Below are 25,301 nucleotides of genomic sequence, written 5' to 3'. Positions count from 1 at the left end.
GGCCGGTGCGCTAGCGGCGGCCGTTGCCTCCGGTCAGGCCGGAGATGATGCCACCGCCGTCCTGCTGGCCCTGCGTGGTGGCGATGTTGACGGCCTGGCCCGAGTTGACCGGGGTACCGGGCGGCGGGCTGGTCTGCACCACGATCGCGGTGTCGTCCGTCGGGCCGGCGACGACGCCCACCCTCAGGTTGGCGCGCTGCAGATCGTCCTTGTACTGGCCCAGCGTCCGGTTGGCGAAGTTCGGCACCACGGTCGCCGTCGAGGCCTTGGCGATGGTGATGTTCACCGTCTTGCCCACATCGAGCTGCTGCCCCGCCGCGAACTGCTGGAGGATCACCGTCCCCGGAGCGGCTCCGGGCTGGTCGGCCTCCGTCACGCTGCCGAGCTTGAGCTTGGCCTCCTTGAGCGCCTTCTCCGCGTCGCCCTGGTTCTTGCCCTTGAGCTCCGGGACCACGGCCTTGGTCAGCTCCTTGGAGACCGTCAGCTTGATGACGGAGTTCTTCTCCGCCTCGCCGCCCTTCGGGTCCTGCTCCAGCACGATCCCGGGGGTCTGGTCGGACTCCTCGGTCTTGCGATCGACCTGGAAGCCCCTCTCCTTCAGGGTCTTCTCGGCCTCTTCGAACGTGAGCCGCAGCACGTTGGGGACCTGCACCTTGGGCGCGCCCGAGGAGACCGTCACCGTGATCGTGGAACCCTCCGCGACCTTGAGGTCGGCCGCCGGGTCCTGCTTGCAGACGTTGCCCTTGGGCTGGTTGTCGCAGGGCGCGTCGCCGCCCTTGACCACCTTGAGGCCGACGTTGTCGCCGCTCTTCTGCGCCTGTTCCAGGGTCTGGCCGACGAGCTTGGGCACGGCGGGCCGGTTGTCGGCCTCGCTGAAGAGCGAGCGGCCGATGAGGATCGCGCCGACGAGGACGAGGATGCCGGCCGTGACGAGCAGGACCGTGGAGGCCTTGCTCTTCTTCTGCTGGCGGCGGCCCTGGCCCTGGTCGTAGCCGCCGTGGCCCTGGTCGCCGTAGCCGTAGCCGCCGTCGCCCGGGGGCATCGGCTGCATCATCGCGGTCTGGCCGCCTTCGGTGGCGCGCAGGGCGGTGGTGGGCTGGTCGTAGCCCGGCTGCCCGTATCCGTGGCCCTGGTCGGGGTAGCCGTAGCCGGCCGCGCCCATGGAGGCGGTGGCGGCGACGGGCTGGCCGTCGAGGCACGCCTCGATGTCGGCGCGCATCTCGTCGGCCGACTGGTAGCGGTAATCGGGGTCCTTGACCAGGGCCTTGAGGACGATGGCGTCCATCTCGGGCGTGATCTCGGGGTCGAAGTTCGACGGCGGCTGCGGCTCTTCCCGTACGTGCTGGTAGGCGACGGCCACGGGGGAGTCGCCGACGAACGGGGGCCGCACGCTGAGCAGCTCGTAGAGCAGGCAGCCCGCGGAGTAGAGGTCGGAGCGCGCGTCGACCTGCTCGCCCTTGGCCTGCTCCGGGGAGAGGTACTGGGCGGTGCCGATGACGGCGGCCGTCTGCGTCATGGTCATGCCGGAGTCGCCCATGGCGCGGGCGATGCCGAAGTCCATGACCTTGACCTGGCCGGTGCGCGTCAGCATCACGTTCGCGGGCTTGATGTCGCGGTGCACGATGCCGGCCCGGTGCGAGTACTCCAGGGCCTGGAGGATGCCGATGCACATCTCCAGGGTGCGCTCGGGCAGCAGCTTGCGGCCGGAGTGCAGCAGTTCGCGCAGGGTGGAGCCGTCGACGTACTCCATCACGATGTACGGGATGGAGATGTTGTCGACGTAGTCCTCGCCGGTGTCGTAGACGGCGACGATCGCGGGATGGTTCAGCGACGCGGCCGACTGGGCCTCGCGCCGGAACCGGGCCTGGAAGGACGGGTCGCGGGCGAGGTCGGCACGCAGGGTCTTGACGGCGACGGTACGGCCGAGCCGGGTGTCGTGGGCGAGGTAGACCTCGGCCATGCCACCACGGCCGAGCACGTGGCTCAGCTCGTACCGGCCGCCGAGGCGACGCGGCTCTTCCATAACGTTGCAGCCCTCTCCGTCAGTCCCGACCGCACCTGTGTGTGGTCCGGCGGTGTGCTGTTCGCGCAAAGGCTACCGGCCGATCGTCCGTGATCGGTTCGTGGCCACAGGCTGATACTGGACCGGTACCGTACGCTCGGTTCCGGGCGGAATTCAGTGATGTGGGTCACTCCGCTCCGGCCCGTCACTGCTTGGTCACCCCTGGCTCTTGAGCACGGCCTTCATGACGGCCTGGGCGACGGGGGCCGCGAGACCGCCACCGCTGATGTCGTCGCGGGCGGTGCCCTCGCTGTCCTCGATGACGACGGCGACGGCGACGGGCGAGGTGCCGTCCGGGCCCTCGGCGTAGGAGATGAACCAGGCGTAGGGGCGCTTCTTGTTGCCCTCGCCGTGCTGCGCCGTACCGGTCTTGCCGCCGACCTTCACGTCCTTGATCTTGGCGTTGGCGCCCGTGCCCTTCTCGACGACGTTGACCATCATCTCCTGGACCTTCTGCGCGTTGGCGGCGGAGAGGGGCCGGCTCATCTCCTGCGGCTCGTGCTTCTCGATGATGTCCAGGTTGGGGGCCGTGAGGTGGTCGACCATGTACGGCTTCATCAGCTTGCCGTCGTTGGCGATCGCGGCGGTGACCATGGCCATCTGCAGCGGGGTGGCCGCCGTGTTGAACTGGCCGATGGCGCTCTGGGCGTTGCCGTCCCTGCCCATCTTCTTGTCGTAGATGCTGGCGAACGCGCGGACCGGAATGTCGATCTTGTCGTTGTTGAAGCCGAACTTCTCCGCGGTCTCCACCATGTTGTCGCGGGTGACCTTGTCGCCCATGTTGGCGAAGACCGAGTTGCAGGAGATGCGCAGGGCCTCGTTGAGGCTGGCCTTCTCGCAACCGGTGTGGGAGTTGGGCAGCTTGGTCTGGGTGCCGGGCAGGATGTACGGCTCGGGGGTGTCCGTCGGGTCGTCGATGCCCTTGACGACGCCGTGCTCCAGGGCCGCGGCCGCGGTGACCACCTTGAAGGTGGAGCCCGGCGGGTAGGTCTCGCGCAGGGCGCGGTTGACCAGCTTCTTGTCCTCGCTGTCCTTCAGCTCGACCCAGGCCTTCTCGTCGGCCTTGGAGTTGCCCGCGAAGCTGGAGGGGTCGTACGAGGGGGTGGAGACCAGGGCGAGGATGGCGCCGGTGCGCGGGTCGATGGCGGCGACCGCGCCCTTCTTCTCGCCGAGCTCCTTGAAGGCGGCCCGCTGCGCGTCGGGGTTGAGCGTGGTGACGACGTTGCCGCCCTGCTTCTTCTCCCCGGTGAACATGCCGATGGTGCGGTCGAAGAACAGCCGGTCGTCGTTGCCGGTGAGGATGCCGTCCTCGAGCGATTCGAGCTGGGTGGAGCCGAAGGCCTGCGAGGCGTACCCGGTGACGGGCGACCAGAGCGCGCCCTCCTTGTAGGTCCGCTTGAACTTGTAGTCGCTGCCGTCGGTGACCGCGGAGCCCGTGATCGGCTCGCCCGCGACGATGATGTTGCCGCGCTCGGTCGCGTACTGGGCGATCTGGACCCGGCGGTTCTCCTTGCGCGTGCTGAGTTCCTCGGCCTGGACGTACTGCAGCCAGTTCGTACGGATCAGCAGGGCGAGGACGAGCAGCCCGCAGAACAGCGAGATGCGGCGCAGGGGCTTGTTCATGACGGGCGGACCACCTGGGTCATCTCGGAGTCGGGGGACGGGGCGGGGGCCGGGGCGGGGCGGCGTGCGGTGTCGCTGATCCGGATGAGCACGGCGATGAGGATCCAGTTGGCCAGGACGGAGGAACCGCCGGACGCGAGGAAGGGCATCGTCATGCCGGTGAGGGGGATGAGGCCCATGACCCCGCCGGCGACCACGAAGATCTGGAGCGCGAAGGCGCCGGAGAGGCCGATGGCGAACAGCTTGCCGAAGGGGTCGCGGGCCGCGAGGGCGGTGCGGACGCCCCGCTCGATGATGAGGCCGTAGATCAGGAGGAAGGCCATCACACCGGCGAGCCCGAGCTCTTCGCCGACGGTGGAGAAGATGAAGTCGGAGTTGGCGGCGAAGCCGATGAGGTCGGAGTTGCCCTGGCCCCAGCCGGCGCCGAGGACGCCGCCGGAACCGAAGCTCATGATCGACTGGCCGACCTGCTCGCAGGCGCCGGAGGTGCCGTAGCAGGCGAAGGGGTCGAGCCAGGCGGTGACGCGGGCCTTCACGTGGCTGGCGGTGGCCCCCACGACGGTGGCACCGCCGACCGACATCAGCAGGCCGATGACGATCCAGCTGGTGCGCTCGGTGGCCACGTACAGCATGATCACGAACATGCCGAAGAAGAGCAGCGAGGTGCCGAGGTCGTTCTCGAAGACGAGGACGAGCAGGCTCATCGCCCAGATCATCAGGATCGGGCCGAGGTCGCGGCCGCGCGGCAGGTAGAGGCCCATGAAGCGGCGGCTGGCCAGCGCGAGCGCGTCGCGCTTCACCATGAGGTAGCCGGCGAAGAAGATCGCGATGACGATCTTCGCGAACTCACCGGGCTGGATGGAGAAGCCGCCGACGCTGATCCAGATCTTGGCGCCGAAGACGTCGGCGCCGAGGCCCGGGACGACCGGCAGGATCAGCAGGATCAGGGCGCCGGCCATGGAGATGTACGTGAACCGCTGCAGGACGCGGTGGTCCTTGAGGATCAGCAGCACGGCGGCGAACAGGGCGATGGCCACCGCCGTGTACATCATCTGGCGGGGCGCGGACGGGGAGAAGGCGCCGAAGGACCGCTTCGCCAGGTTCTGCAGCCGCTCGGACTGGTCCAGGCGCCAGATCAGCACGAGGCCCAGCCCGTTGAGGAGCGTGGCCAGCGGCAGCAGCAGCGGGTCGGCGTACTTGGCGTACCGGCGCACGACGAGGTGCGCGATCCCGGCGAGGCAGCCGAGGCCGAGGCCGTAGAGCAGCATGCCGGGCGGCAGGGTGCCGTTGATCGCGAGGCCCACGTTGGCGTAGGCGAACATCGGGATGACCACGGCGAAGACGAGCAGCAGGAGCTCGGTGTTCCGCCGGCTCGGCAGCTCGATGGCGCCGATGGTGGTCGTGTTGGTGACAACGCTCATGGTGTGGCAGGCCCCCTGCGCCCGCGTGTGACTGCTACTTCCCGCACAGCCCGACCAGCTGCTGCTCCTCGGGAGTCAGGCTGGGACCGGGTGTCGGAGTGTTCTGCGCCTCGGCGTTGCGGCGCTCTTCGTCCTTCTTGCACGCGGCGGTCTGGACGCCGAGGTCGTCGAGCTTCCTCTTGGCGGCGTCGAGGCTGCCTTCGCTGATGGTGGCCTCGACCAGCTTGCGCTTGAAGGGCGGCAGGTACTTCAGTTCGATGTCGGGGCGGTCCGTCTCCACCTTGGAGAGCTTCAGCGGGCCGAGCTTCGGGCTGATGCCGCGGAAGAGCGCGACGTGCTCGCCGTTCTTGCCGACGTAGAACTGGGTCTGGGTCCAGCGCCAGCCGGCGTACAGGCCGCCGCCGATGACACCGGCGACGATGAGCAGGGTCAGCGTACGGGTGGTCCACTTGCGCCCTTTGCTGCGGCGCCTGCGGGGGTGGTCGTACGTGTCCTCGTAGCCGGAGTCGGCGTCGTAGCGGTCGGCCTCGCCGAAGCTGCCGTAACCGCCGCCGCCCTGGCCCTGCTCGGAGTACCCGTAGCCGGGGGCGTCGCCGCTGCCGGGGGGGCCGAAGGCACCGGGCGGCGGGGACTGGCGGCCGAGGCCCGAGGCCCGGCCGGCCGGGGTCTGCATGGCGTTGCCGCCGTCGAAGAGCTGGTGCTGGTTCTCGGCGACCGCGCCGACGACCACCGGGGTGTCGCTGACCTGGGCGGCGAGGGTGTCGCCGCTGTCGGTGTCGAGGACGTCGGCGACGATGCAGGTGATGTTGTCGGGTCCGCCGCCGCGCAGCGCGAGCTGGATCAGGGACTGCACGGTCTCGCGGGGGCCGTGGTAGTCGGCGAGGGTCTCTTCCAGGGTCTGGTGCGAGACGACGCCGGAGAGCCCGTCGGAGCAGATCAGGTAGCGGTCGCCGGCGCGGACCTCACGGATGGAGAGGTCGGGTTCGACGATGTCGCCGCTGCCGAGCGCACGCATCAGCAGCGAGCGCTGCGGGTGGGTGGTGGCTTCCTCTTCCGTGATGCGGCCCTCGTCGACGAGGCGCTGCACCCAGGTGTGGTCCTGGGTGATCTGGGTGAGGACGCCGTCGCGCAGCAGGTAGGCACGGGAGTCGCCGACGTGGACGAGGCCGAGGCGCTGGCCGGTCCACAGCAGGGCGGTCAGGGTGGTGCCCATGCCCTCGAGCTGGGGATCCTCCTCGACCATGACGCGCAGCTGGTCGTTGGCGCGCTGCACGGCGGTGGCGAGGGAGGTGAGGATGTCGGAGCCCGGGACGTCGTCGTCGAGCTGCACGAGGGTGGAGATCACCTCGGAGCTCGCGACCTCGCCGGCGGCCTGGCCTCCCATGCCGTCGGCGATCGCGAGGAGACGGGGGCCGGCGTAGCCGGAGTCCTCGTTCCCCTCGCGGATCATGCCCTTGTGTGATCCGGCGGCGAACCGCAGGGACAGACTCATGCGCACCTCGCCGGTCGGCTCCGGGTACAACCGGTCTCGAGCCACACTGCCCACCCTCCGGTCGGGAGCGCGCACGTGTCCGTGTCCTCGGTGGGACGGATCACCGCCGCGCGCTCGCTCCGCTCGCTCATTCTCGTACTACTTCCGCAGCTCGATGACGGTCTTGCCGATGCGGATCGGTGCGCCCGGCGGAATGGGCGTCGGGGTGGTCAGCCGGGTCCGGTCGAGATACGTGCCGTTGGTGGACCCGAGATCCTCGACGATCCACTGGCCGTCACGGTCGGGATAGATCCTGGCATGGCGGCTGGACGCGTAGTCGTCGTCCAGCACGATCGTGGAGTCGTGGGCGCGGCCCAAGGTGATCGTCTGGCCGGCGAGGGCCACCGTGGTTCCCGTGAGGGTGCCCTCGGACACGACGAGCTTGGTGGGCGCACCGCGGCGCTGGCGCTGCTGCGGAGGCGCGGCCTGGCGGCCCGCCTGCTGCGGGGCGCTGGTGGCGCCGCCGCGGCGGGAGCCGCGCTGCGTCACTCTCGTTCCGAAGAGGTCGCTGCGGATGACCTGAACGGCCACGATGACGAACAGCCACAGAACGGCTAGGAAACCCAACCGCATGACCGTCAGGGTCAGCTCTGACATTGCCCCCGCTTCACCCTTCGGCTTGCCGGTAAATGATGGTGGTGCTGCCCACGACGATCCGCGAGCCGTCGCGGAGCGTAGCGCGGGTGGTGTGCTGCCCGTCCACCACGATGCCGTTGGTGGACCCGAGATCCTGGATCGTCGAGGGCGTTCCGGTCCGGATCTCACAGTGCCGGCGGGATACGCCGGGGTCGTCGATCCGCACGTCGGCTTCCGTGCTTCGGCCGAGTACGAGCGTGGGGCGCGAGATCTGGTGGCGGGTGCCGTTGATCTCGATCCAGTGCCGCCGGGCACCGGCCGGGCCGGCCGCGGGGGCCGTTCCGGCGGGTCCGGGGGCGGGACGCCGCGCGCCCGCGCCGCCGGGGGGCGGCGCACTGGGCATGGGCGGGGCGGCGACCGGCGGATAGCCGTAGCCGCCCTGCGGCTGGTTCTCCGGAGGGTAGCCGTAGCCGCCCTGCGGTGACGGTGGCCCTGCCTGCGGCTGGGAAGTGCTGGAGGCGAGGGTGCGGCTGCGGACCCGGTAGAGCCCGGTGTCGAGGTCTTCCGCCTTCTCCAGCTGGACCTTGATGGGGCCCATGAAGCTGTAGCGCTGCTGCTTGGCGTAGTCGCGGACGAGGCCCGCGAGCTCGTCGCCGAGCTGCCCGGAGTAGGGGCTCAGACGGTCGTAGTCACCGGCGCTGAGCTCGACGATGAAGTCGTTGGGGACGACGGTCCGCTCGCGGTTCCAGATGGTGGCGTTGTTGTCGCACTCCCGCTGGAGGGCTCCGGCGATCTCCACCGGCTGGACCTCGGACTTGAACACCTTGGCGAAGGTGCCGTTCACCAGACCTTCGAGTCGCTGCTCGAACCGCTTCAGAACTCCCATGGGGCACCTCCTCCGTCGTTGTCGCCCTGTACTGCTTACTGATCGTATCCACGCGTGGCGGATTCGGGTGGTTCCCCATCGCTCCTGTGAGGACGAGTGTTGGTCCTCACAAGGGATCGTAGGGGCGCCGCAGGAACAGTGTCCCGCACCGGGACCGGAGTGCGGGAGGGGCCCGTCCTACGAGGGGGGCGGGGGTGCCTGGAAAGCGATGTGAAACCACCCCGTCCACCGTGCTAATGTTTCGACGTCGCCAGGGGAACGGCCCGAAAGGGAAGAACCACTGGGGCGCTGCTCGGGCGAGTGGCGGAACGGCAGACGCGCTGGCTTCAGGTGCCAGTGTCCTTCGGGACGTGGGGGTTCAAATCCCCCCTCGCCCACATCGACGAGACGGTCGTCACTGCGAAAGCGGTGGCGGCCGTTTCGTGTTTCCCCACCCCGTCCGCGTGTGTGACGTACGTCCCTCCCGACCACCCCTGACGTGCGGCCTTGCCGGCGGACCCGGTTGGATGGGATCAACTGTCCGCATGGCGAGACCAGTTGCGGCCGACGGGGCCGCGCGGGCGGCGGACGACTTTCGTTGGGGCGGGTGCGACGAAAGAGGGCGGTCGGGTGGGGCGGCGGGTGTCTAGGGTCGGTCGGGTGGATGTGACGGCGAAGACGCGTGCGGGCTGGGACTGGCTGAGGGGGCCGCAGCCGTGGACCCGGCGGATGCTGGCGGCGGACCTGGCGGTCGGCGGTGTGCTGGCCATCCTCGGGCTGGGCGTCGACGAGCTCAGCGACGGGTCCGGTCTGCGGATGCTCGTCGGCTCCGTGGTCGTGGTGGTGCTGACCCTGATGCGCCGGCGGCTGCCGGGGACCGCGCTCGTGGTCGCCTCGGCGGTGGGCGCCCTCCTCCCGGGGACGTTCTTCGTCACGCCCCTGCTGGCCTGGTCGGCCGGGCGGCGGATCGTCGGGGTGGGCCGGGCGGTGGCCGCCTTCGCGCTGGCCTTCGTCGCGGCGGTCGGCGCCAGCGTGGCGGACCAGTCGGCGCAGATGCAGCCGCTGCTGGTGATCGTGTTCTCCACGCTGATGTTCCTGGCCATGATCGTGATGCCGGGTCTGGCCAGCCGGTACTGGTCGCAGCGGCGCACCCTGCTGCGGGCGCTCCACGAGCGCAACGGGCAGCTGCTGCGCGAGCGGGCCATGGTCGCCGGGCAGGCGAGGCTGCGCGAGCGGCAGCGCATCGCCCAGGACATGCACGACAGCCTGGGGCACCAGCTGGCCCTGATCTCCGTGCACACCGGGGCGCTGGAGGTGGATCCGGAACTCACCGGCCGTCAGCGCGAGGCGGTGGGCGTGCTGCGGCAGGCCTCGGTGGCCGCGATGCACGAACTGCGCGAGGTCGTCGGCATCCTGCGCGACGGCGTGGAGGCGCCCGCGCCGGTGGAGGAGGCCCAGCCCGCGGCACGCGGCGTGGCCGGGATCCCGGGGGTCGTGGAGGCGGCGCGCGGCTCGGGCACCGACGTACGGCTGACCACGTCGGGGCGGCCGAGGCCGCTGGTCGCGGCGTGCGACCACGCCGCGTACCGGATCGTCCAGGAGGCCCTGACGAACGCGTACAAGCACGCTCCGGGGGCGCCGATCGCCGTCGAGCTGCGGTACGAGGACGACTCGCTGGTGGTGGAGATCGCCAACGGGCCGGCGGCCGGTGCGGCGGACGTCGAGGCGGTCTCGGGCGGGCAGGGCCTGACGGGGCTGCGCGAGCGGGCGCGGCTGGTCGGCGGAATGGTGCACGCGGGCGCCACCGAGGGCGGCGGGTTCCGGGTGGCCGGCGTGCTCCCGTACGGGACCGAGCCGGCCGGCGTGGAGGACGTGGCCGACGACTTCGGGCAGCGGGCCCATGCGCAGACGCACGCGCCGGCCGGGGCGCGGGGGCCGGCCGGGGAGCAGCCGATGGACTGGGCGGCGGTCGACCGGGAGCTGGCCGTACGGGTGCGCAGCCGGACCGGCGGCGTCGCGGTCGGCTGCGGGATCGCCTTCGCGGCGGTGGTGCTGCTGGTGATCGTGCTCGGCGCCGGGGCGGTGCTGCTGGCGGACTCGGCGGGCGACGCGATGATCGGCCGGGACGAGTTCGACGCCGTGCACGTGGGCGACTCGGAGGCGTCCGTCCGCGAACGGCTGCCGAGCGGCGAGAGCTTCATGACGGCGGGGGCGGTGCGCAAGGGACCGGCCAGGCCGCCGGGCTCGGAGTGCCTGGCGCTGCTGGCCGAGGAACCGTCGGGAAGCTGGGGCACGGACCCGGTTTTCCGGTTCTGCTTCAAGGACGGCAAGCTCGTCGACAAGCAGGTCTACGAGGTCAAGCAGTAGGAGCACGGGTGACAGCCGAAGTGATCCGCGTGGTGATCGCCGACGACGAGCCGCTGATCCGGGCCGGGATCAGGATGATCCTGACCTCGGCTCCGGACATCGAGGTCGTCGCGGAGGTGGCGAACGGCCGGGAGGCGGTGGAGCTGGCCCGCTCGCACGCGCCCGACGTGATGCTCCTCGACATCCAGATGCCGGTGATGGACGGGCTGACCGCACTGGGGGAGCTGCGGCGTGCCGTGCCGCAGGTGCGCGCGCTGATCCTGACGACCTTCGGGGAGAAGGAGAACGTGCTGCGGGCGCTGGGCCAGGGCGGCGCGGGATTCCTGCTGAAGGACTCGGCGCCGGGCGAGCTGATCGGGGCCGTCCGGGCCGCCGCGTCCGGGGACGCGTACCTCTCGCCGGGGGCCACCCGGCACGTGGTGGACCAGCTGGCGTCGGGGAAGGCCGCCGTGCGCGGCGAGGAGGCCCGGCGTCAGGTGGCGGCGCTGAGCGAGCGGGAGCGCGGTGTGCTGGCGCTGCTCGGCGAGGGGCTGTCCAACGCGGACGCGGGCCGGCGGCTGCACATGAGCGAGGCGACGGTGAAGACGTACGTGAGCCGGATCCTGGCGAAGCTGGGCTGTGAGAACCGCGTCCAGGCCGCCCTGCTGGCCAGGGACGCCGGGCTGTAGATACGGTCAGCCCGTTCGAGAAGCGATCGATGAACGGGTGGGGGCGGCGCCGATGGCGGCGGTAGCGGGGCAGCGGATTCCGGACGTGGCGGGCTTCGCGCCGCGGGTGGCTGCGGGTTCGACCAAGGGGGAGGGCAAGGCGCTGCGCGGGCGCGTGCCGCGGTCGGCGCACGCCGCCTTCGTGGCACCGGCCGGGCGGCCGGACGCGGTCCGGGCGGTGGAGGAGTCCAACGCGGGACGGGTCGCCGAGCTGACTCCCATAAGGGTGGGCCGGATGGCCGCGAACCCCTTCGCGTTCCTGCGCGGGGCGGCCGGGCTGATGGCCCACGACCTGTCGGGCGGCCCCGTGACCGGGGTCGGCGCGCAGATCTGCGGTGACGCCCACGCGGCGAACTTCGGCCTGTACGGGGACGCCCAGGGGCGGCTCGTGATCGACCTGAACGACTTCGACGAGACCGTGTTCGGCCCGTGGGAATGGGACGTCAAGCGGCTGGCGACCTCGCTGGTGCTGGCCGGCCGGGTGGCCGGCGCGGACGAGGACACCTGCCGGGCGGCCGCCCTGGACGCGGTGGGCGCCTACCGGCGGACCATGCGGCTGCTGGCCAGGCTGCCCGCCCTCGACGCGTGGAACGCCATCGCGGACGAGGAGCTCGTCTCGCACACGGACGCCCGCGATCTGCTGGGCACGCTGGAGCGGGTCTCGGTGAAGGCCCGCAACAACACCTCCGCCCGGTTCGCCGCCAAGTCGACCGTGACAGGGCCGGACGGCGGTCTGCGCTTCGTCGACGCGCTGCCCGTGCTGCGCCGCGTCGGTGACGCGGAGGCCGCGGCCGTGGCGGCCTCGCTCGGCTCCTACCTCCAGACGCTGCAGGGCGACCGGCTGCCGCTGCTGGCCCGGTACGCGATCCAGGACGTGGCCTTCCGCGTGGTGGGGACCGGCAGCGTCGGCACCCGCTCGTACGTGGTGCTGCTGCTGGACCACCGGGGCGAGGCGCTCGTGCTGCAGGTGAAGGAGGCACGGCCCTCGGTGCTGCTGCCGCACCTGCCCGCGCTGGGCTTCACCTCGCCGCCCGAGGAGCACGAGGGCCGCCGGGTGGTCGCCGGGCAGAAGCGGATGCAGGTGGTCTCCGACATCATGCTGGGCTGGACCACGGTGGAGGGCCGGCCGTTCCAGGTGCGGCAGTTCCGCAACCGCAAGGGCAGCGTGGACCCGGCGGCGCTGACCGCCGACCAGCTCGACGACTACGGGCGGATGACCGGGGCCCTGCTGGCCCGGGCGCACGCGCACAGCGTCGACCCGCGGCTGCTGGCCGGCTACTGCGGCAAGAACGAGGAGCTGGACGAGGCGATGGCGGCCTTCGCGGTGGCCTACGCCGACCGGACCGAGGCCGACCACGCCGACCTGGTGGCGGCCGTGCGGGGCGGGCGGATCGCCGCGGAAGCCGGGGTCTAGGGCCGTGCCGGGCCGCGCTGCGGGCGGGCGGTGTCCCTTTCCCGGCCGCCGCCGGGAGGTGCCCCCGGTGAAGACGTCGCCCGCGCGGGCGGGCCGTAGGCTGGCCGGGTGAGCGAGCAGACCGAGCAGCCTGAGCAGACAGTCCCCGGTGGTTCCGGCGACTCCTCCACCGGTGAGGAGCGCCCCGAGGCGCGCCTGGAGCGGGCCGTACGGGCCGCCGAGCAGGCGCTGATCGAGTTCGAGATCGCGGTGGAGACCTTCCGCGTGGAGGTGGAGAACTTCTCCCGCCTGCACCACCAGAAGCTCGGCCCCATGTACTCCAGGCTCGACGAGCTGGACGCGCTGATCGCCGAGGCGAAGGCGGCCCGCAGCGGGGACAAGGACGATCTGCGCCGGGCCAAGGAGGCCCGCGCGCTGGTCATGCCGATGCCGGGGGTGGACGAGCTGTTCCACGACTGGCTGAGCTCGGACGGGATCTCCGACGACGCCTCCGCGATGCTCACCGACCGGCCCGTGCGGCCGCCGGAGCGGGTGCGCCCCTCGGAGGAGGTACGCCGCCTGTACCGCGAGCTGGTCCGCCAGGCGCACCCCGACCTCGCCCAGGAGGAGGCGGAGCGGGAACGGCGCGACGCGTTCATCGCGCGGGTCAACGCCGCGTACGGGCGGGGTGACGAGGGGCTGCTGCGCGAGCTGGCCGAGGAGTGGGCGGCCGGACCGGCCACGGAGGCGGCCGCCCCGAGCGAGAGCGAGGAGCTGTACGCCCGGCTGGAGTGGCTGGCGCAGCGCAAGGAGCTGCTGGCGCTGGTGGCCCGGGAGCTGGAGGACAGTGCGATCGGGTCGATGCTGAGGATGGCGCCCGATGATCCGGACCGGCTGCTGGAGGAGATCGCGGAGCAGCTGCTGGCGCAGGTTTCCGAGCGCGAGGCGGAACTGGCGGCCGCGCTCGCCGCGGAGTGACCGGGCCGGCCGGCGCCGACCGGGCCGCATGCGCCCGTCGGATAGGTTGGAAGGACCATCTGCGATGAGAGAAGGCGACGTATGAACTTCGGACCGCTTCCCTCGGTGGACGCCGCCGCGGTGCCCTCCGAAGGCTTTGTCCTCGACGTCCGTGAGGACGACGAATGGGCGGCCGGTCACGTCGAGGGCGCGCTGCACATCCCGATGAGCGACTTCGTCGCCCGTTTCGGTGAGCTGACGGAGGCCGTCGGGGACGGCCGCCGGGTGTACGTGATGTGCCGGGTCGGCGGGCGGTCCGCGCAGGTCACCCAGTACCTGGTGCGCCAGGAGATCGACGCCGTGAACGTCGACGGCGGGATGCAGGCCTGGGACGGTGCCGGACGCCCGATGGTGACGGACCACGGGAGCCCGGCCTTCGTGCTGTAGCCCCTGCTCAGCCGAGGGGGTGGGCGGCCAGCAGGTCGCCCAGGGCCTCCTCGTGCGCGGCGGCCGGGCCGAGCTGGAGCTCCAGCTGCTTGGCCCAGGCGTGGTAGCGGTGCAGCGGGTAGTCGGTGTCGGCGCCGAAGCCGCCGTGCAGGTGCTGGGCGGTCTGCACGACCCGGCGCACCCCCTCCGAGGCCCAGATCTTGGCGACCGCGACGTCACCGGAGCTCGGCAGCGGACCGCCGGCGCCGCCGGTCGCGGCGTCGAGCCGCCAGGCGGCCTGCCACAGGGTGACCTCCATGGCGCGCAGGTCGATGTAGCGGTCGGCGGCCTGAACGGCGACGGCCTGGAAGGTGGCCACCGGGAATCCGAACTGTTCGCGCTTGCCGGTGTACTGGCTGGTCATGGTGAGGACGCCCTCGCCGAGCCCGAGGGCCAGCGCGCAGGTGCCGGTGGCGAGGAGCTGGCGGAGCCGCTCCCAGGCTTCCGGGGCGTCGATGAGGTGGACGGCGTCCACCCGTACGCCGTCCAGGGCGAGTTCGGCGAGCCGCTCGCCGCTCGTGGAGACCTGCTCGGCGAGGGCGAGGCCCTCGGCGGTGCGCGGGACGAGCGCGAGGACGGCGTCGCCCTCGCCGGTGTGGGCCGGTACGGCGATCCAGTCGGCGTTCTGCGCCCAGGGGACGGCGGTCTGCGTGCCGTCCAGGATCCAGTCCGCGCCTTCGCGGCGGGCGGTGACGGCCAGTTCGGCCGGGTCGTGGCCGGAGCGGCCGTGCGCGGCGGCGGTGAGCACGAGCGTGCCGCGTCCGGCGGCGGGCAGCAGGGCGGCGGCCAGTTCGGGGCTGCCGTGGGCCTGGACGGCCATGGCGGCGGCGCAGTGCTCCAGCAGCGGAACCCGTGCCAGCACCCGGCCCGCCTCGCGCAGCACCAGGCACAGGGCGATGGCGTCCAGGCCGGCCCCGCCGTGCTCCTCGGCGAGGACCAGGCTCAGCAGGTCGGACCCGCCGAGCCTGGACCACAGCGGGCGGTCGAAGTCGTCGGCGACGGCGCCCGGGGTGAGCGCGGGGCTGGGCACGCCGTCGGGTGCGACGTCCGCGAACACGGCCCTGGCCGCCTCTACGGCGGCCTGCTGCTCCTCGGTGAAGGTGAAGTCCACTGCCTGTCCTCCCGCGCGCGTTCAGATCTGACGGTGCGTCAAGATAGAACACGTTCTGGAAATTGGACAGAGGAACTCCCCGGGAGGAACTGCCTAGCGGTCGAAGTCGATCTCCACTTCCTCCGTCAGCGGGTGCGACTGGCAGGCCAGCACGAACCCGGCCTCCGTCTCCTCGGCTTCCAGCGCGAAGTTCCGGTCCATCCGGACCTCGCCCGACACCAGGAACGCCCGGCAGGTGCCGCAGACCCCGCCCTTGCAGGCGTACGGGGCGTCCGCGCGGTTGCGGAGCACCGCGTCCAGCAGGGATTCCCCCTCCTGGACCGGCCAGGTGCCGGAGCGCCCGTCGAGCCGCGCGGTGACCTGCCCCTGCGGGGCGGCCGCCGAGGCCGCGGTACGGGCCGGCGCCGTGGGCTCCTCGACGTGGAAGATCTCCTCGTGCACCCGGGTCCGGACGACGCCGAGCAGGCTCAGGGCCCGCTCCGCGCCCTGCACCAGACCGTAGGGGCCGCACAGGAACCAGCCCGTCACCTCCGCCACCGGAAGCAGCGCGGGCAGCAGGGCCGCCAGCCGCTCCTCGTCCAGCCGCCCGGAGGGCAGCCCGGACTCCTGCTCCTCCCGGGAGAGGACCGTCACCAGCTGGAACCGCGCCGGGTACCGGTCCTTGAGGTCGGCGACCTCCTCCAGGAACATCGTCGAGGCCGCCGTACGGTCGCTGCGCACGAGGCAGAAGCGTGCGTCGGGCCGGGTGGCCAGCAGGCTCGCGGCGATGGACAGCACGGGCGTGATGCCGCTGCCGCCGACGATCGCCGCATAGTGCCCCGAGGCCGGGGCGGCGGCGGGCTCCAGCACGAACCGGCCGGCCGGGACCATGACGTCGAGGACGTCCCCGGCCGCGATCTCCTTGTGGGCGAAGGTGGAGAACTCCCCGCCCTCCACCAGCCGCACCCCGACCCGCAGCTCCGCCGGGCCCGGGCCGTCCGGCGCCGGGGCGGGGGAGCAGATCGAGTAGGTGCGGCGGACCTCGGTGCCGCCCTCGGGGGCGGCGCGGCGCAGGGTCAGGTGCTGGCCGGGGGCGTGCCGGTACTCCTCGCGCAGTTCAGCCGGAACCCGGAGGGTCAGCGCCACCGAGTCGTCGGTGAGCCGGTCGACAGCCGCCACCGTCAGCGGGTGGAACGCGCCGTGGCGGGGGGCGGCCATCTACAGCTCCTTGAAGTGGTCGAACGGTTCGCGGCAGGCGGTGCAGCGGCGCAGCGCCTTGCATGCGGTGGAGGAGAACCGGCTGAGCAGTTCGGTGTCGGTCGATCCGCAGTTCGGGCAGCGGACCGACAGGGTGAGCGGGACCGGTCCGCCGGCCGCGTGCGGGCGGGGCGGGGCGATGCCGAACTCGGCGAGCTTGCGGCGGCCTTCGGCGCTGATGTCGTCGGTCGACCAGGCGGGGGCCAGCACGGTGGTCACGCGCACCTCGGGGATGCCGTGGCCGGTCAGGACCCGCTCGATGTCCGCCGACATGGCCTCGATGGCCGGGCAGCCGGTGTAGGTGGGCGTGAGGGTGACCTCGGCATGGCCGTCCTCGTGCATCCGCACGCCGCGCACCACGCCGAGCTCGCCGAGGGTGAGCACGGGCAGCTCGGGGTCCGGGACGGAACCGGCCAGCTCGGCCAGCTCCGCCTCCAGGCGGGTCACTCCGGCGTCGGTGGTCACCATGACGCCCCCGGGTGGCTGCGGTGCAGGTGCTGCATTTCGGCGAGCATCCGCCCGAACGGCTCGGTGTGCAGGCCCTGCCGGCCGGCTCCGGCCGCCCAGGCGCCGGTGCGCGGCCCCTCGGGCAGAGCGAGGCCGGCCCGCTCCAGTACGCCGGTCAGCGCGGTCAGCCAGCGCTCTTCGAGGGCGGCCCAGTCGATGCCGTCGATCCCCTCGACCGGCTGGAACATCTCCCCCGTGTACTTCCACAGGGCGTCCAGGGCGGTCCGCATGCGGAGCCGGCTCTCCTCGGTGCCGTCGCCGAGCCGCAGGGTCCACTGCTCGGCGTGGTCGCGGTGGTACGCGGTCTCCTTGACGGCCTTGGCCGCGAGCGGGGCGAACGGGCCGTCCCCGCGGGCCAGCTCCGCGTAGAGCTCGTGCTGGTGGAAGGAGAAGTAGAGCTGGCGGGCGATGGTGTGGGCGAAGTCGCCGTTCGGCTGCTCGACCAGCTGGAGGTTGCGGAAGAACCGCTCCTCGCGCAGGTAGGCCAGCTCGTCCTCGTCGCCGGCCATGGACAGCAGGATGCGGGCCTGGCCGAGCAGGTCGAGGGCGATGTTCGCCAGGGCGACCTCCTCCTCCAGGACGGGGGCGTGCCCCGCCCACTCGGCGAGGCGGTGGGAGAGGATCAGCGCGTCGTCGCCGAGCGCGACAGCCGCCGTGCCGGTCGTGCCGGTGCTGGTGTCCGTGCTGGTCACAGGTGGCTCACCCCCTCCGGGATGTCGTAGAAGGTCGGGTGCCGGTACGGCTTGTCGGCGGACGGGGCGAAGAACGGGTCCCGCTCGTCCGGCGAGGAGGCGGTGATCTCGGTGGAGGGCACCACCCAGATCGAGATGCCCTCGCCGCGCCGCGTGTAGAGGTCGCGGGCGTTGCGCAGGGCCATCTCCGCGTCGGGGGCGTGCAGGCTTCCCGCGTGCGTGTGCGAGAGGCCGCGGCGCGAGCGCACGAAGACCTCCCACAGGGGCCAGTTCTGCGTCATACCCGTGCCTCCTCGTTCTGTTCGGCGTTCGCCGCCGCTTGCCTTGCCACCTGCTTGTCCGCATACGCCGCGGCCGCGTCGCGCACCCAGGCGCCTTCCTCGTGAGCCGTGCGCCGCTGGCCGATCCGCTGCTCGTTGCAGGGGCCGTTGCCCTTGAGCACGTCCCAGAACTCGGCCCAGTCGATGGCGCCGAAGTCGTGGTGCCCGCGCTCCTCGTTCCACTTCAGGTCCGGGTCGGGCAGGGTCAGGCCGAGGGACTCGGCCTGCGGGACGGCGATGTCCACGAACCGCTGCCGCAGCTCGTCGTTCGAGTGGCGCTTGATCCGCCAGGCCATCGACTGCGCCGAGTGCGCCGACTCGTCGTCCGGTGGACCGAACATCATCAGCGAGGGCCACCACCAGCGGTTGACCGCGTCCTGCGCCATCGCGTGCTGGGCCTCGGTGCCCTGCGAGAGGGCGAGGAGCAGCTCGTACCCCTGGCGCTGGTGGAAGGACTCCTCCTTGCAGATCCGGACCATGGCGCGTGCGTAGGGCCCGTAGGAGCAGCGGCAGATCGGCACCTGGTTGGTGATCGCCGCGCCGTCCACGAGCCAGCCGATCGCGCCGACGTCCGCCCAGGTCAGGGTGGGGTAGTTGAAGATCGAGGAGTACTTCTGCTTCCCCGAGTGCAGCTTGTCGAGCAGCTCGTCGCGGCTGGTGCCGAGCGTCTCGGCCGCGCTGTAGAGGTACAGCCCGTGGCCGGCCTCGTCCTGGACCTTGGCCATCAGGATCGCCTTGCGGCGCAGCGAGGGCGCGCGGGTGATCCAGTTGGCCTCGGGCTGCATGCCGATGATCTCGGAGTGGGCGTGCTGTGCCATCTGACGGACCAGGGAGGCGCGGTACTCGTCGGGCATCCAGTCGCGCGGCTCCACGCGCTCGTCCGCCGCCACGGCGGCGTCGAACGCCGCCGCGAGCTGTGTGCCCAGGTCAGCAGTCATGCCCGTCCCGTCCTTCCTGTCTGCCCCGAGGGCCGTGTCCGGTCCCGTCTCGGGGGTCACTGCCACCATTCCGGCCCCTTGTCAGTGTCTTCCGTCCGCCCGACCGACCGATCGTTCGGTTCATTCGCTTCAATGGTGAGACGGCGGCCCGTAGGGTGTCAACCTCTGTGGTCAACCCTGTGGACGCCGGACGATCGGGGCGGGATGGATTCGAACGGGCACGAGCTCGCCGAAGAGGCCGCTCCGCGACCGCCCCGGGCGCCCGGAATAGCCGGTCTGTCCACCCCGTACCGCGTCGTGACGGCCCTGGCCCTGGGGGCGGTCGCCGTGGCGGCCTGCACGCACCTCGCGTTCGTCTTCCTCCACGTGGCGCCGTCCAACACGGTCAGCAAGCAGCACGCGCGGACGATCGACAGCTGGATCTATCCCGAGTTCGAACAGAACTGGAAGCTCTTCGCCCCCAATCCGCTCCAGCAGAACATCGCCGTGGAGGTGCGCGCGGAGGTGCGGACCGCCGCCGGCGAGCTGATCACCACCGACTGGCGCGACCTGAGCGCCGAGGACGCCGCCGCCATCCGGCACAGCCTGCTCCCGAGCCACACCCGGCAGAACGAGCTCCGCCGGGCCTGGGACTTCTTCACCGGCTCCCACGACGAGGACAACAAACCGACCGGGGAGCGCGGCGAGCTCTCCGAGGAGTACCTGCGGCGGATCGCGGTGAACCGGCTCTCCCCGCACCACCCGGGCGGGCCCATCCTGCGGATCCAGCTGCGCTCGGCGACGACGGCGGTGCCCGCGCCGGAGTGGAGCACCGAGACCACCGACACCCAGACCTACTACCGGGAGCTGCCGTGGTGGACGGTGTGAGGCGGGCCCGGGCGGCCCTCGGGCGTGCGGCCGCGAAGGTCACCGGGCAGGCGCTGGGCCCGTACCAGAGCGCCGTGGTGCGCATCGGCTTCGCCGGGACCTGGCTCTTCTTCCTGCTGTGCGAGTTCCCCGTCCGCGCGGAGCTGTACGGGCCGGACGGGCCGTGGAGCTGGCGCCTCGCGGAGCGGCTGACCGACTCCAACGGTGCCTTCACGGTCCTGATGTGGTCCGGCTCGACGCTGTGGTTCGAGATCGTCTACGCGGTCTCGGTGCTGGCGAGCGTGGGGCTGATGCTGGGCTGGCGCACGCGGGCGACGTCCGTGGTGTTCATGGTCGGGGTGCTGTCGCTGCAGAACCGCAGCGTGTTCATGGGCGACGGCGGGGACAACGTCATCCACCTGATGGCGATCTACCTGGTGCTGACCCGGTGCGCGCAGGTGTGGTCGCTGGACGCGCGGCGGGCCCGGCTGCGGGGGTCCGCCTCCGCGGGAGCCGCCGGGCCGGTGCTGTGGGGCGTGCTGGGGGTCGTGTTCGCGTACGGGACGGCGACCGGCGGGTTCGGCTACGGCTGGCTGGCGGCCTTCGCGGCGGTGTGGGTGGTCTGCGGGCTGTGGTGGCTGGTGGACCGCCACGAGCCGGAGGGGGAGGGGCGGGCGGTCCTGGACGTCCTGGCCAACCTGCTGCACAACGCGGGCCTGCTGGTGATCATGGCGGAGGTCTGTCTGATCTACGCGACGGCGGGCTGGTACAAGATCCAGGGATCGCGGTGGCAGGACGGGACGGCCCTGTACTACCCCCTGGGGCTGGACTACTTCACCCCGTGGCCGGGGCTGTCGGCGCTGGTGGCGGGGAGCGGGACGCTGGTGATGCTGCTGTCGTACGGGACGGTGGCGGTGCAGGTGGCGTTTCCGTTCACGCTGTTCAACCGGCGGATCAAGAACGTGCTGCTGGCCGTGATGATGCTGGAGCACGTGGGGATCGCGGTGCTGCTGGGTCTGCCGTTCTTCTCTTCGGCGATGATCGCCGCCGACGCGGTCTTCTTGCCGACGGTGTTCCTCGTATGGCTCGGCGCCCGCGCCACCGCCCTGCGACCGAGCCGCCGCGCGGCCGCGGCCCCTGCCCCGGACGCGGAGCCGTCCACCCCCGTCCCGGCCGCACTCCCCTGACCTGCGGTGCCGCTGCCGGGGCGCCGCCCCCAGACCCTCCCCCAGACTCCGTCCGGGGGGACCCCCAGCGCCTCGGGTCCGGGCAGAGCCCGGGGAACGGTGGAAGGGCGGGGCGGGGAGAGCTCCGCGCAGCGGCACAAGGCCCGGCGGCGTCGGCCCGCGCAGCGGTGAAACGGGGCCGAGACGCGCCCCGCGCCGCAGGGCGTGACCCGGTGGACCTAGGGTCGGGGGATGAGTCAAGGTCAGAGCGCTGAAGAGGTCGTGCGGGAGTGGCGGGAGGCCGCCGGGCGGGCGGATCTCGTGCTGCTCGACGGGTTCCACGCGCTGAAGCACGCCCTGCGCTTCGGCGCCCACGTCCGGATGGTCCTCGCAGACGACCCCGCCGAAGTCCGCGCGCTCGCCGCCGACCTGGCCCCCGACGTGGAGGCCGACGTGGCCCGGCTGGTGCGCCGGGCCGCGCTCAAGGAGCTGCTCCCCCGCGTGCACCCCACCGGCGTCGCGGCCCTCGCCGTGCGCCCCGACCGGGCGGCCGGCCTCATCGCGCTCGGGCGGATGCCCAGGCCCGCGCCCGTCGTCGTGCTCGACAACCCCCGCAACCTCGGCAACGTCGGCGCCGTCGTCCGCCTCGCCGCCGGTTTCGGCGCCACCGGCGTGGTGACCCGCGGCGACCTCGACCCCTGGCATCCGAACGTGGTCCGGGCCGGGGCCGGTCTGCACTACGCCACCACCGTCGAGCGCCTCGCACTGGACGAGCTGCCGCCCGGGCCGCTCTACGCGCTGGACCCGGAGGGCGTGGACATCCGTACCCTCACCCTCCCGGACGACGCCCTGCTCGCCTTCGGCTCGGAGCGCCACGGGATCTCACCGGAGCTCCGGGACCGGGCCGACCACCTCGTCTCCCTTCCCATGCGCCCGCAGGTCTCCAGCTACAACCTCGCCACCAGCGTGGCCATGACCCTCTTCCACTGGGGCGGCCCGCCGGCCGGCGAAGAGGGCGCCGAGGACGCCTAGCGCGCCCCCGGCCACGATCAGCGCGGCCGCGCCGAGCGTCGCCCCGTCCGGGTGGACCAGCGACTGGCCGCGCAGCGCCTGCCAGGTCAGCAGGGCGAGCACGGCCGCGTACACCGCACCGGCCACGAAGACCAGCCGCACCCGTACCCGTTCGTCGCGCAGCCGGGCGAAGCGCGGGGCGAGCGCGGCCAGGACGAGCACGAGGAGCGGGAGCAGCTGCAGGGCGTGCATGCCGAAGAAGTGCGGGATGCGCAGGTCTCCGCCGGTGGTGGACCAACCGGTGAGGAACATTCCGGGGCCGCCGTCGGGCACGCCCACGCTGTGCCCGCCGTTCTCCAGGACCTCGAGGCCGGCCGCGTCGAGGCGCTGCTGCTCGGCGGTGGGCAGGGTCATCAGGACGGCGAGTGCGGCACCGGTCAGCGCGAGGACCGTGGAGATCCGGATCGACCAGGTCGTGGCCCGGTCGGCGGTCCCGGCGCGCCAGAGCAGGGCGGCGATGACGAGCGTGCCGAGCCACAGCACGACCACGGTGTTGCCCATGAGCGAGTAGACCTGGGTGTCGAAGGGCGTCGCGCCGTTGAAGTGGCTGCGCACCCCGCGCAGGACCTGCAGGGTGATCAGCACCATTTCCCCGGCGCTCGCGGCGACCACGACCGTGCCGGCCCACCAGGCGGCCCGCCGCAGCCGCCGCCGGTCCTCGCCCAGCAGCGAGATCATCCAGGCCAGGCTGAGGCAGTAGGCGACGAACGAGACGGAGAACTTGAAGGGCTTGGCCCAGATCGGCGCCCCGGTCAGCACGCGGTCGTCGACCAGGAGTCCGACGGCGGAGCCGACCGCCCATACGGCCATCACCAGGGCGAACAGCACCAGCGGACGGTGCCAGGTACGCCAGGAGGACATCAGCATTCATACCCCCGTAATGAATGGATAGCGGCACTATCCGCTATCTGATAGTGCCACTATCTATGATGGGGGTGAACAGGGCAAGCGAGAACAGGGTGAACACACGTGCGCATCGGTGAACTGAGCCGGCGGACCGGGGTGCCGGTACCGACGATCAAGTACTACCTGCGGGAGGGTCTGCTCCCGGCGGGGGAGCTGACGAGCCCCAACCAGGCCAGCTACGGGGACGTGCACGAGCGCCGGCTCCGGCTGGTCCGTGCGCTGCTCGAGGTCGGCGGACTCTCGGTGGCAGCCATCGGCGAGGTGCTCGTGGCCGTCGACGACAAGGAGCGGCCGGTGCACAAGCTGCTGGGAGCTGCGGCCCAGTGCCTGGTGCCCGGACACGGCGAAGGCGGCGGCAGCGACGGTGCGCAGGACGCGGAGACCGTGCTGGCCCGGGAGCGGGTGGCGCGGCTGATCGCGTCGCGCGGCTGGCGCGTCGATCCCGGCAACAAGGCCGTCGAGGCGCTGGTGGCCGCGCTCGCCTCGCTCGACCGGGTGGGGCACGGCGGCTTCGTGGACGTGCTCGACGACTACGCGGAGGCGGCCGAGCGGGTGGGCCGCGCGGACCTGGACTACACCGCCCGCCGGGTGGCCCGCGAGGACCTGGTGGAGGCGGTGGTCGTCGGTACGGTGCTGGGCGACGCGGTCTTCGCCGCCCTGCGCAGGATGGCCCAGGTGGACGCCTCCGTCCGAATCTTCGGGGAGGAGGCGTCCAAGGCCTGACCGAGAGGGGGACTACGCCTGGCGGCGGACCTCCACCACCCGGAAGCGGTTCGCGACGAAGGCGCCGTCGCACAGCGCGGCATTGGCCGCCGGGTTGCCGCCCGAGCCGTGGAAGTCCGAGAACGCGGCGGTCTGGTTGACGTACACCCCGCCGGTCAGGTTCAGCGAGAGCTGCGCGGACTCCTCCAGGCAGACCTCCTCGATCGCCCGCTCGGTGTCCGCGGACGTCGTGTACGCGCCCACCGTCATGGCGCCCTTCTCCCGCACCGTGCGGCGCAGCAGGTCCAGCGCGTCGGCCGTGGAGTCCACGGCCACCGCGAAGGAGACCGGGCCGAAGCACTCCGAGAGGTACGGCGCGTCCGGGTCGGGCTTGGCGGCGTCCAGCTTGACCATCACCGGGGTGCGGACCACGGCGTCCGGGAACTCCGGGTTCGTGACCTCACGGGAGGGCAGCGCGACCTCGCCGAGGGAGGCCGCGGCCTCCAGCCGGGTCTTGACGTCCGGGTTGACCAGCGCGCCGAGCAGCGCGTTGGCCCGGGCGTCGTCGCCCAGCAGCCCGCCTACGGAAGCAGCGAGGTCGCCGACGACCTCGTCGTACGTCTTGTGGCCGGCGTCCGTGGCGATGCCGTCGCGCGGGATCAGCAGGTTCTGCGGGGTGGTGCACATCTGGCCGCTGTAGAGGGACAGGGAGAACGCGAGGTTCGCCAGCATGCCCTTGTAGTTGTCCGTGGAGTCGAGGACGACGGTGTTGACGCCGGCCTTCTCCGTGTAGACCTGCGCCTGGCGGGCGTTGGCCTCGAGCCAGTCGCCGAACTCCGTGGACCCGGTGTAGTCGATCAGCTTGATCTCGGGGCGGACCGCGAGGGTCTTGGCGATGCCCTCGCCCGGGCGCTCGACCGCGAGCGCGACCAGGTTCGGGTCGAAGCCCGCCTCCGCGAGGACCTCGCGCGCCACCTGGACGGTGAGCGCGAGCGGCAGCACGGCCCGCGGGTGCGGCTTGACCAGCACCGCGTTGCCGGTGGCGAGGGAGGCGAACAGGCCGGGGTAGCCGTTCCAGGTCGGGAAGGTGTTGCAGCCGATCATGAGGGCGATGCCGCGCGGGACCGCGGTGAAGCTCTTGCCGAGGTTCAGCGGGTCCTTCTTGCCCTGGGGCTTCGACCAGTCGGCCTGCCCCGGGACCCGGGTCTGCTCCTCGTACGCGTACGCCACCGCCTCCAGGCCGCGGTCCTGCGCGTGCGGGCCGCCCGCCTGGAACGCCATCATGAACGCCTGGCCGCTGGTGTGCATGACCGCGTGGGCGAACTCGTGGGTGCGGGCGGAGATGCGGGCCAGGATCTCGATGCAGACCAGGGCGCGCGCCTCGGGTCCCGCGTCGCGCCAGGCCGCCATGCCGGCCTTCATGGCGGGCAGCAGCACGTCCGGGTCGGCGTGCGGGTACTCGACGCCGAGCTCCGGGCCGTACGGGGACACCTCGGCGCCCGTCCAGCCGTCGGTGCCGGGCTGACCGAGGTCCAGCCGCGTGCCGCGCAGGGCCTCGAAGGCGGCGAGCCCGTCGGCCGGCGCGGTCTCGCCGTAGGCCTTGGGGTGCTCGGGATGCGGGGACCAGTAGGCGCGGCTGCGGATCACCGACAGGGCCTGGTCCAGGGTGGGCCGGTGCTTGGCGGACAACTGGGGGACGGTGAGCTCGGCGGCCATCAGGGACCAACTCCTCGTTGAGCCGGGCGAAGAAGAGCAGACTGGAGTTAGAGTAACCGAACGATCGGTCGGGACAAGAGGGCCCGGCGGACCTGTGGATAA

22 protein-coding genes, 1 tRNA gene and 1 pseudogene are annotated in these 25,301 nt (G+C 72.0%); 10 read left to right on the top strand and 14 right to left on the bottom strand.

Annotated features, from left to right (window positions below):
• Positions 1-10: 10 nt before the first annotated feature.
• The 6 genes from pknB to RIU97_RS19875 form a co-directional block, all read right to left on the bottom strand.
• A complete protein-coding gene (gene pknB, locus RIU97_RS19900; RefSeq protein ID WP_404958618.1) occupies positions 11-2,023 on the bottom strand; it encodes a Stk1 family PASTA domain-containing Ser/Thr kinase in 2,013 nt (670 codons plus the stop codon).
• 195 nt (positions 2,024-2,218) lie between these two features.
• Positions 2,219-3,685, bottom strand: a complete 1,467-nt coding sequence (locus tag RIU97_RS19895; protein WP_404958616.1) for a peptidoglycan D,D-transpeptidase FtsI family protein — start codon at positions 3,683-3,685, stop codon at positions 2,219-2,221.
• Positions 3,682-5,106 (bottom strand): FtsW/RodA/SpoVE family cell cycle protein, encoded by a 1,425-nt coding sequence (locus RIU97_RS19890; protein ID WP_404958614.1) that lies wholly within the window; start codon positions 5,104-5,106, stop codon positions 3,682-3,684. The genes RIU97_RS19895 and RIU97_RS19890 overlap by 4 nt, the downstream gene beginning before the upstream one ends.
• 34 nt (positions 5,107-5,140) lie before the next feature.
• Positions 5,141-6,598, bottom strand: a complete 1,458-nt coding sequence (locus RIU97_RS19885) for a PP2C family protein-serine/threonine phosphatase (RefSeq protein ID WP_404958612.1) — start codon at positions 6,596-6,598, stop codon at positions 5,141-5,143.
• 138 nt (positions 6,599-6,736) lie between these two features.
• Entirely contained in the window at positions 6,737-7,234 is a 498-nt protein-coding gene (locus RIU97_RS19880; RefSeq protein WP_215014477.1) for an FHA domain-containing protein, read from the bottom strand.
• A 10-nt stretch (positions 7,235-7,244) separates the two neighbouring features.
• Entirely contained in the window at positions 7,245-8,099 is an 855-nt protein-coding gene (locus tag RIU97_RS19875; RefSeq protein ID WP_404958609.1) for an FhaA domain-containing protein, read from the bottom strand.
• 294 nt (positions 8,100-8,393) lie between these two features.
• On the opposite strand from RIU97_RS19875, the gene RIU97_RS19870 reads away from it, so the two are divergent.
• From RIU97_RS19870 to RIU97_RS19845, 6 genes are all read left to right on the top strand, one after another.
• A tRNA-Leu gene (locus RIU97_RS19870) sits at positions 8,394-8,476 on the top strand.
• Positions 8,477-8,738: 262 nt separating this feature from the next.
• Positions 8,739-10,445 carry a sensor histidine kinase gene (locus RIU97_RS19865; RefSeq protein WP_404958607.1) on the top strand — a complete coding sequence of 569 codons (1,707 nt, stop codon included), beginning with the start codon at positions 8,739-8,741 and terminating at the stop codon, positions 10,443-10,445.
• Between the two features lie 8 nt (positions 10,446-10,453).
• Positions 10,454-11,113: a response regulator gene (locus RIU97_RS19860; RefSeq protein WP_404958605.1), complete on the top strand. Its 660-nt coding sequence runs from the start codon at positions 10,454-10,456 to the stop codon at positions 11,111-11,113.
• A 52-nt stretch (positions 11,114-11,165) separates the two neighbouring features.
• Positions 11,166-12,566 carry a DUF2252 domain-containing protein gene (locus RIU97_RS19855; protein ID WP_404958603.1) on the top strand — a complete coding sequence of 467 codons (1,401 nt, stop codon included), beginning with the start codon at positions 11,166-11,168 and terminating at the stop codon, positions 12,564-12,566.
• Positions 12,567-12,761: 195 nt separating this feature from the next.
• Positions 12,762-13,523: a hypothetical protein gene (locus tag RIU97_RS19850; RefSeq protein WP_404962883.1), complete on the top strand. Its 762-nt coding sequence runs from the start codon at positions 12,762-12,764 to the stop codon at positions 13,521-13,523.
• Between the two features lie 81 nt (positions 13,524-13,604).
• Positions 13,605-13,949 (top strand): rhodanese-like domain-containing protein, encoded by a 345-nt coding sequence (locus RIU97_RS19845; protein WP_404958601.1) that lies wholly within the window; start codon positions 13,605-13,607, stop codon positions 13,947-13,949.
• 7 nt (positions 13,950-13,956) lie between these two features.
• Here the strand turns inward: RIU97_RS19845 and RIU97_RS19840 are convergent, their stop codons facing one another.
• From RIU97_RS19840 to paaA, 6 genes are all read right to left on the bottom strand, one after another.
• Positions 13,957-15,099, bottom strand: a complete 1,143-nt coding sequence (locus RIU97_RS19840; RefSeq protein ID WP_404958599.1) for an acyl-CoA dehydrogenase family protein — start codon at positions 15,097-15,099, stop codon at positions 13,957-13,959.
• 93 nt (positions 15,100-15,192) lie between these two features.
• Complete coding sequence (locus RIU97_RS19835) at positions 15,193-16,296, bottom strand: 2Fe-2S iron-sulfur cluster-binding protein (RefSeq protein ID WP_404958597.1); 1,104 nt, start codon at positions 16,294-16,296, stop codon at positions 15,193-15,195.
• Positions 16,297-16,803 (bottom strand): 1,2-phenylacetyl-CoA epoxidase subunit PaaD, encoded by a 507-nt coding sequence (paaD, locus tag RIU97_RS19830; RefSeq protein WP_327415076.1) that lies wholly within the window; start codon positions 16,801-16,803, stop codon positions 16,297-16,299.
• Positions 16,797-17,534 carry a 1,2-phenylacetyl-CoA epoxidase subunit PaaC gene (gene paaC, locus RIU97_RS19825; RefSeq protein ID WP_404958595.1) on the bottom strand — a complete coding sequence of 246 codons (738 nt, stop codon included), beginning with the start codon at positions 17,532-17,534 and terminating at the stop codon, positions 16,797-16,799. Before paaC ends, paaD begins: the two co-directional genes overlap by 7 nt.
• The gene (gene paaB / locus RIU97_RS19820; RefSeq protein ID WP_030009045.1) at positions 17,531-17,815 is read right to left on the bottom strand and encodes a 1,2-phenylacetyl-CoA epoxidase subunit PaaB; all 285 of its coding nucleotides are present in this window, start codon (positions 17,813-17,815) and stop codon (positions 17,531-17,533) included. The genes paaC and paaB overlap by 4 nt, the downstream gene beginning before the upstream one ends.
• Positions 17,812-18,861, bottom strand: coding sequence for a 1,2-phenylacetyl-CoA epoxidase subunit PaaA (paaA, locus tag RIU97_RS19815; protein WP_404958592.1), 1,050 nt, complete (start codon positions 18,859-18,861; stop codon positions 17,812-17,814). The genes paaB and paaA overlap by 4 nt, the downstream gene beginning before the upstream one ends.
• 135 nt (positions 18,862-18,996) lie before the next feature.
• On the opposite strand from paaA, the gene RIU97_RS19810 reads away from it, so the two are divergent.
• From RIU97_RS19810 to RIU97_RS19800, 3 genes are all read left to right on the top strand, one after another.
• Positions 18,997-19,659, top strand: a complete 663-nt coding sequence (locus RIU97_RS19810; protein ID WP_404958590.1) for a DUF5819 family protein — start codon at positions 18,997-18,999, stop codon at positions 19,657-19,659.
• Positions 19,647-20,825 (top strand): HTTM domain-containing protein, encoded by a 1,179-nt coding sequence (locus tag RIU97_RS19805; protein ID WP_404958588.1) that lies wholly within the window; start codon positions 19,647-19,649, stop codon positions 20,823-20,825. The genes RIU97_RS19810 and RIU97_RS19805 overlap by 13 nt, the downstream gene beginning before the upstream one ends.
• A 231-nt stretch (positions 20,826-21,056) precedes the next feature.
• Positions 21,057-21,836, top strand: coding sequence for a TrmH family RNA methyltransferase (locus RIU97_RS19800; RefSeq protein WP_404958586.1), 780 nt, complete (start codon positions 21,057-21,059; stop codon positions 21,834-21,836).
• Here the strand turns inward: RIU97_RS19800 and RIU97_RS19795 are convergent.
• Positions 21,792-22,736, bottom strand: a pseudogene (locus RIU97_RS19795) (hypothetical protein); the annotation flags it as partial. The gene RIU97_RS19800 and the pseudogene RIU97_RS19795 sit on opposite strands and share 45 nt — an antisense overlap.
• A gap of 108 nt (positions 22,737-22,844) precedes the next feature.
• Between RIU97_RS19795 and RIU97_RS19790 the strand changes: the two are divergent.
• Positions 22,845-23,504, top strand: a complete 660-nt coding sequence (locus tag RIU97_RS19790; RefSeq protein WP_404958584.1) for a MerR family transcriptional regulator — start codon at positions 22,845-22,847, stop codon at positions 23,502-23,504.
• Positions 23,505-23,516: 12 nt separating this feature from the next.
• On the opposite strand, the gene paaN is transcribed toward RIU97_RS19790, so the two are convergent.
• Positions 23,517-25,199, bottom strand: a complete 1,683-nt coding sequence (gene paaN, locus RIU97_RS19785) for a phenylacetic acid degradation protein PaaN (RefSeq protein WP_404958582.1) — start codon at positions 25,197-25,199, stop codon at positions 23,517-23,519.
• Positions 25,200-25,301: the final 102 nt, after the last annotated feature.

The organism is Streptomyces sp. 147326 (assembly GCF_045000215.1).
Taxonomy (GTDB): domain Bacteria; phylum Actinomycetota; class Actinomycetes; order Streptomycetales; family Streptomycetaceae; genus Streptomyces.
The sequence above is the reverse complement of the archived record's forward strand: the minus strand, read 5'-3'. Positions and strand labels throughout refer to the sequence as shown.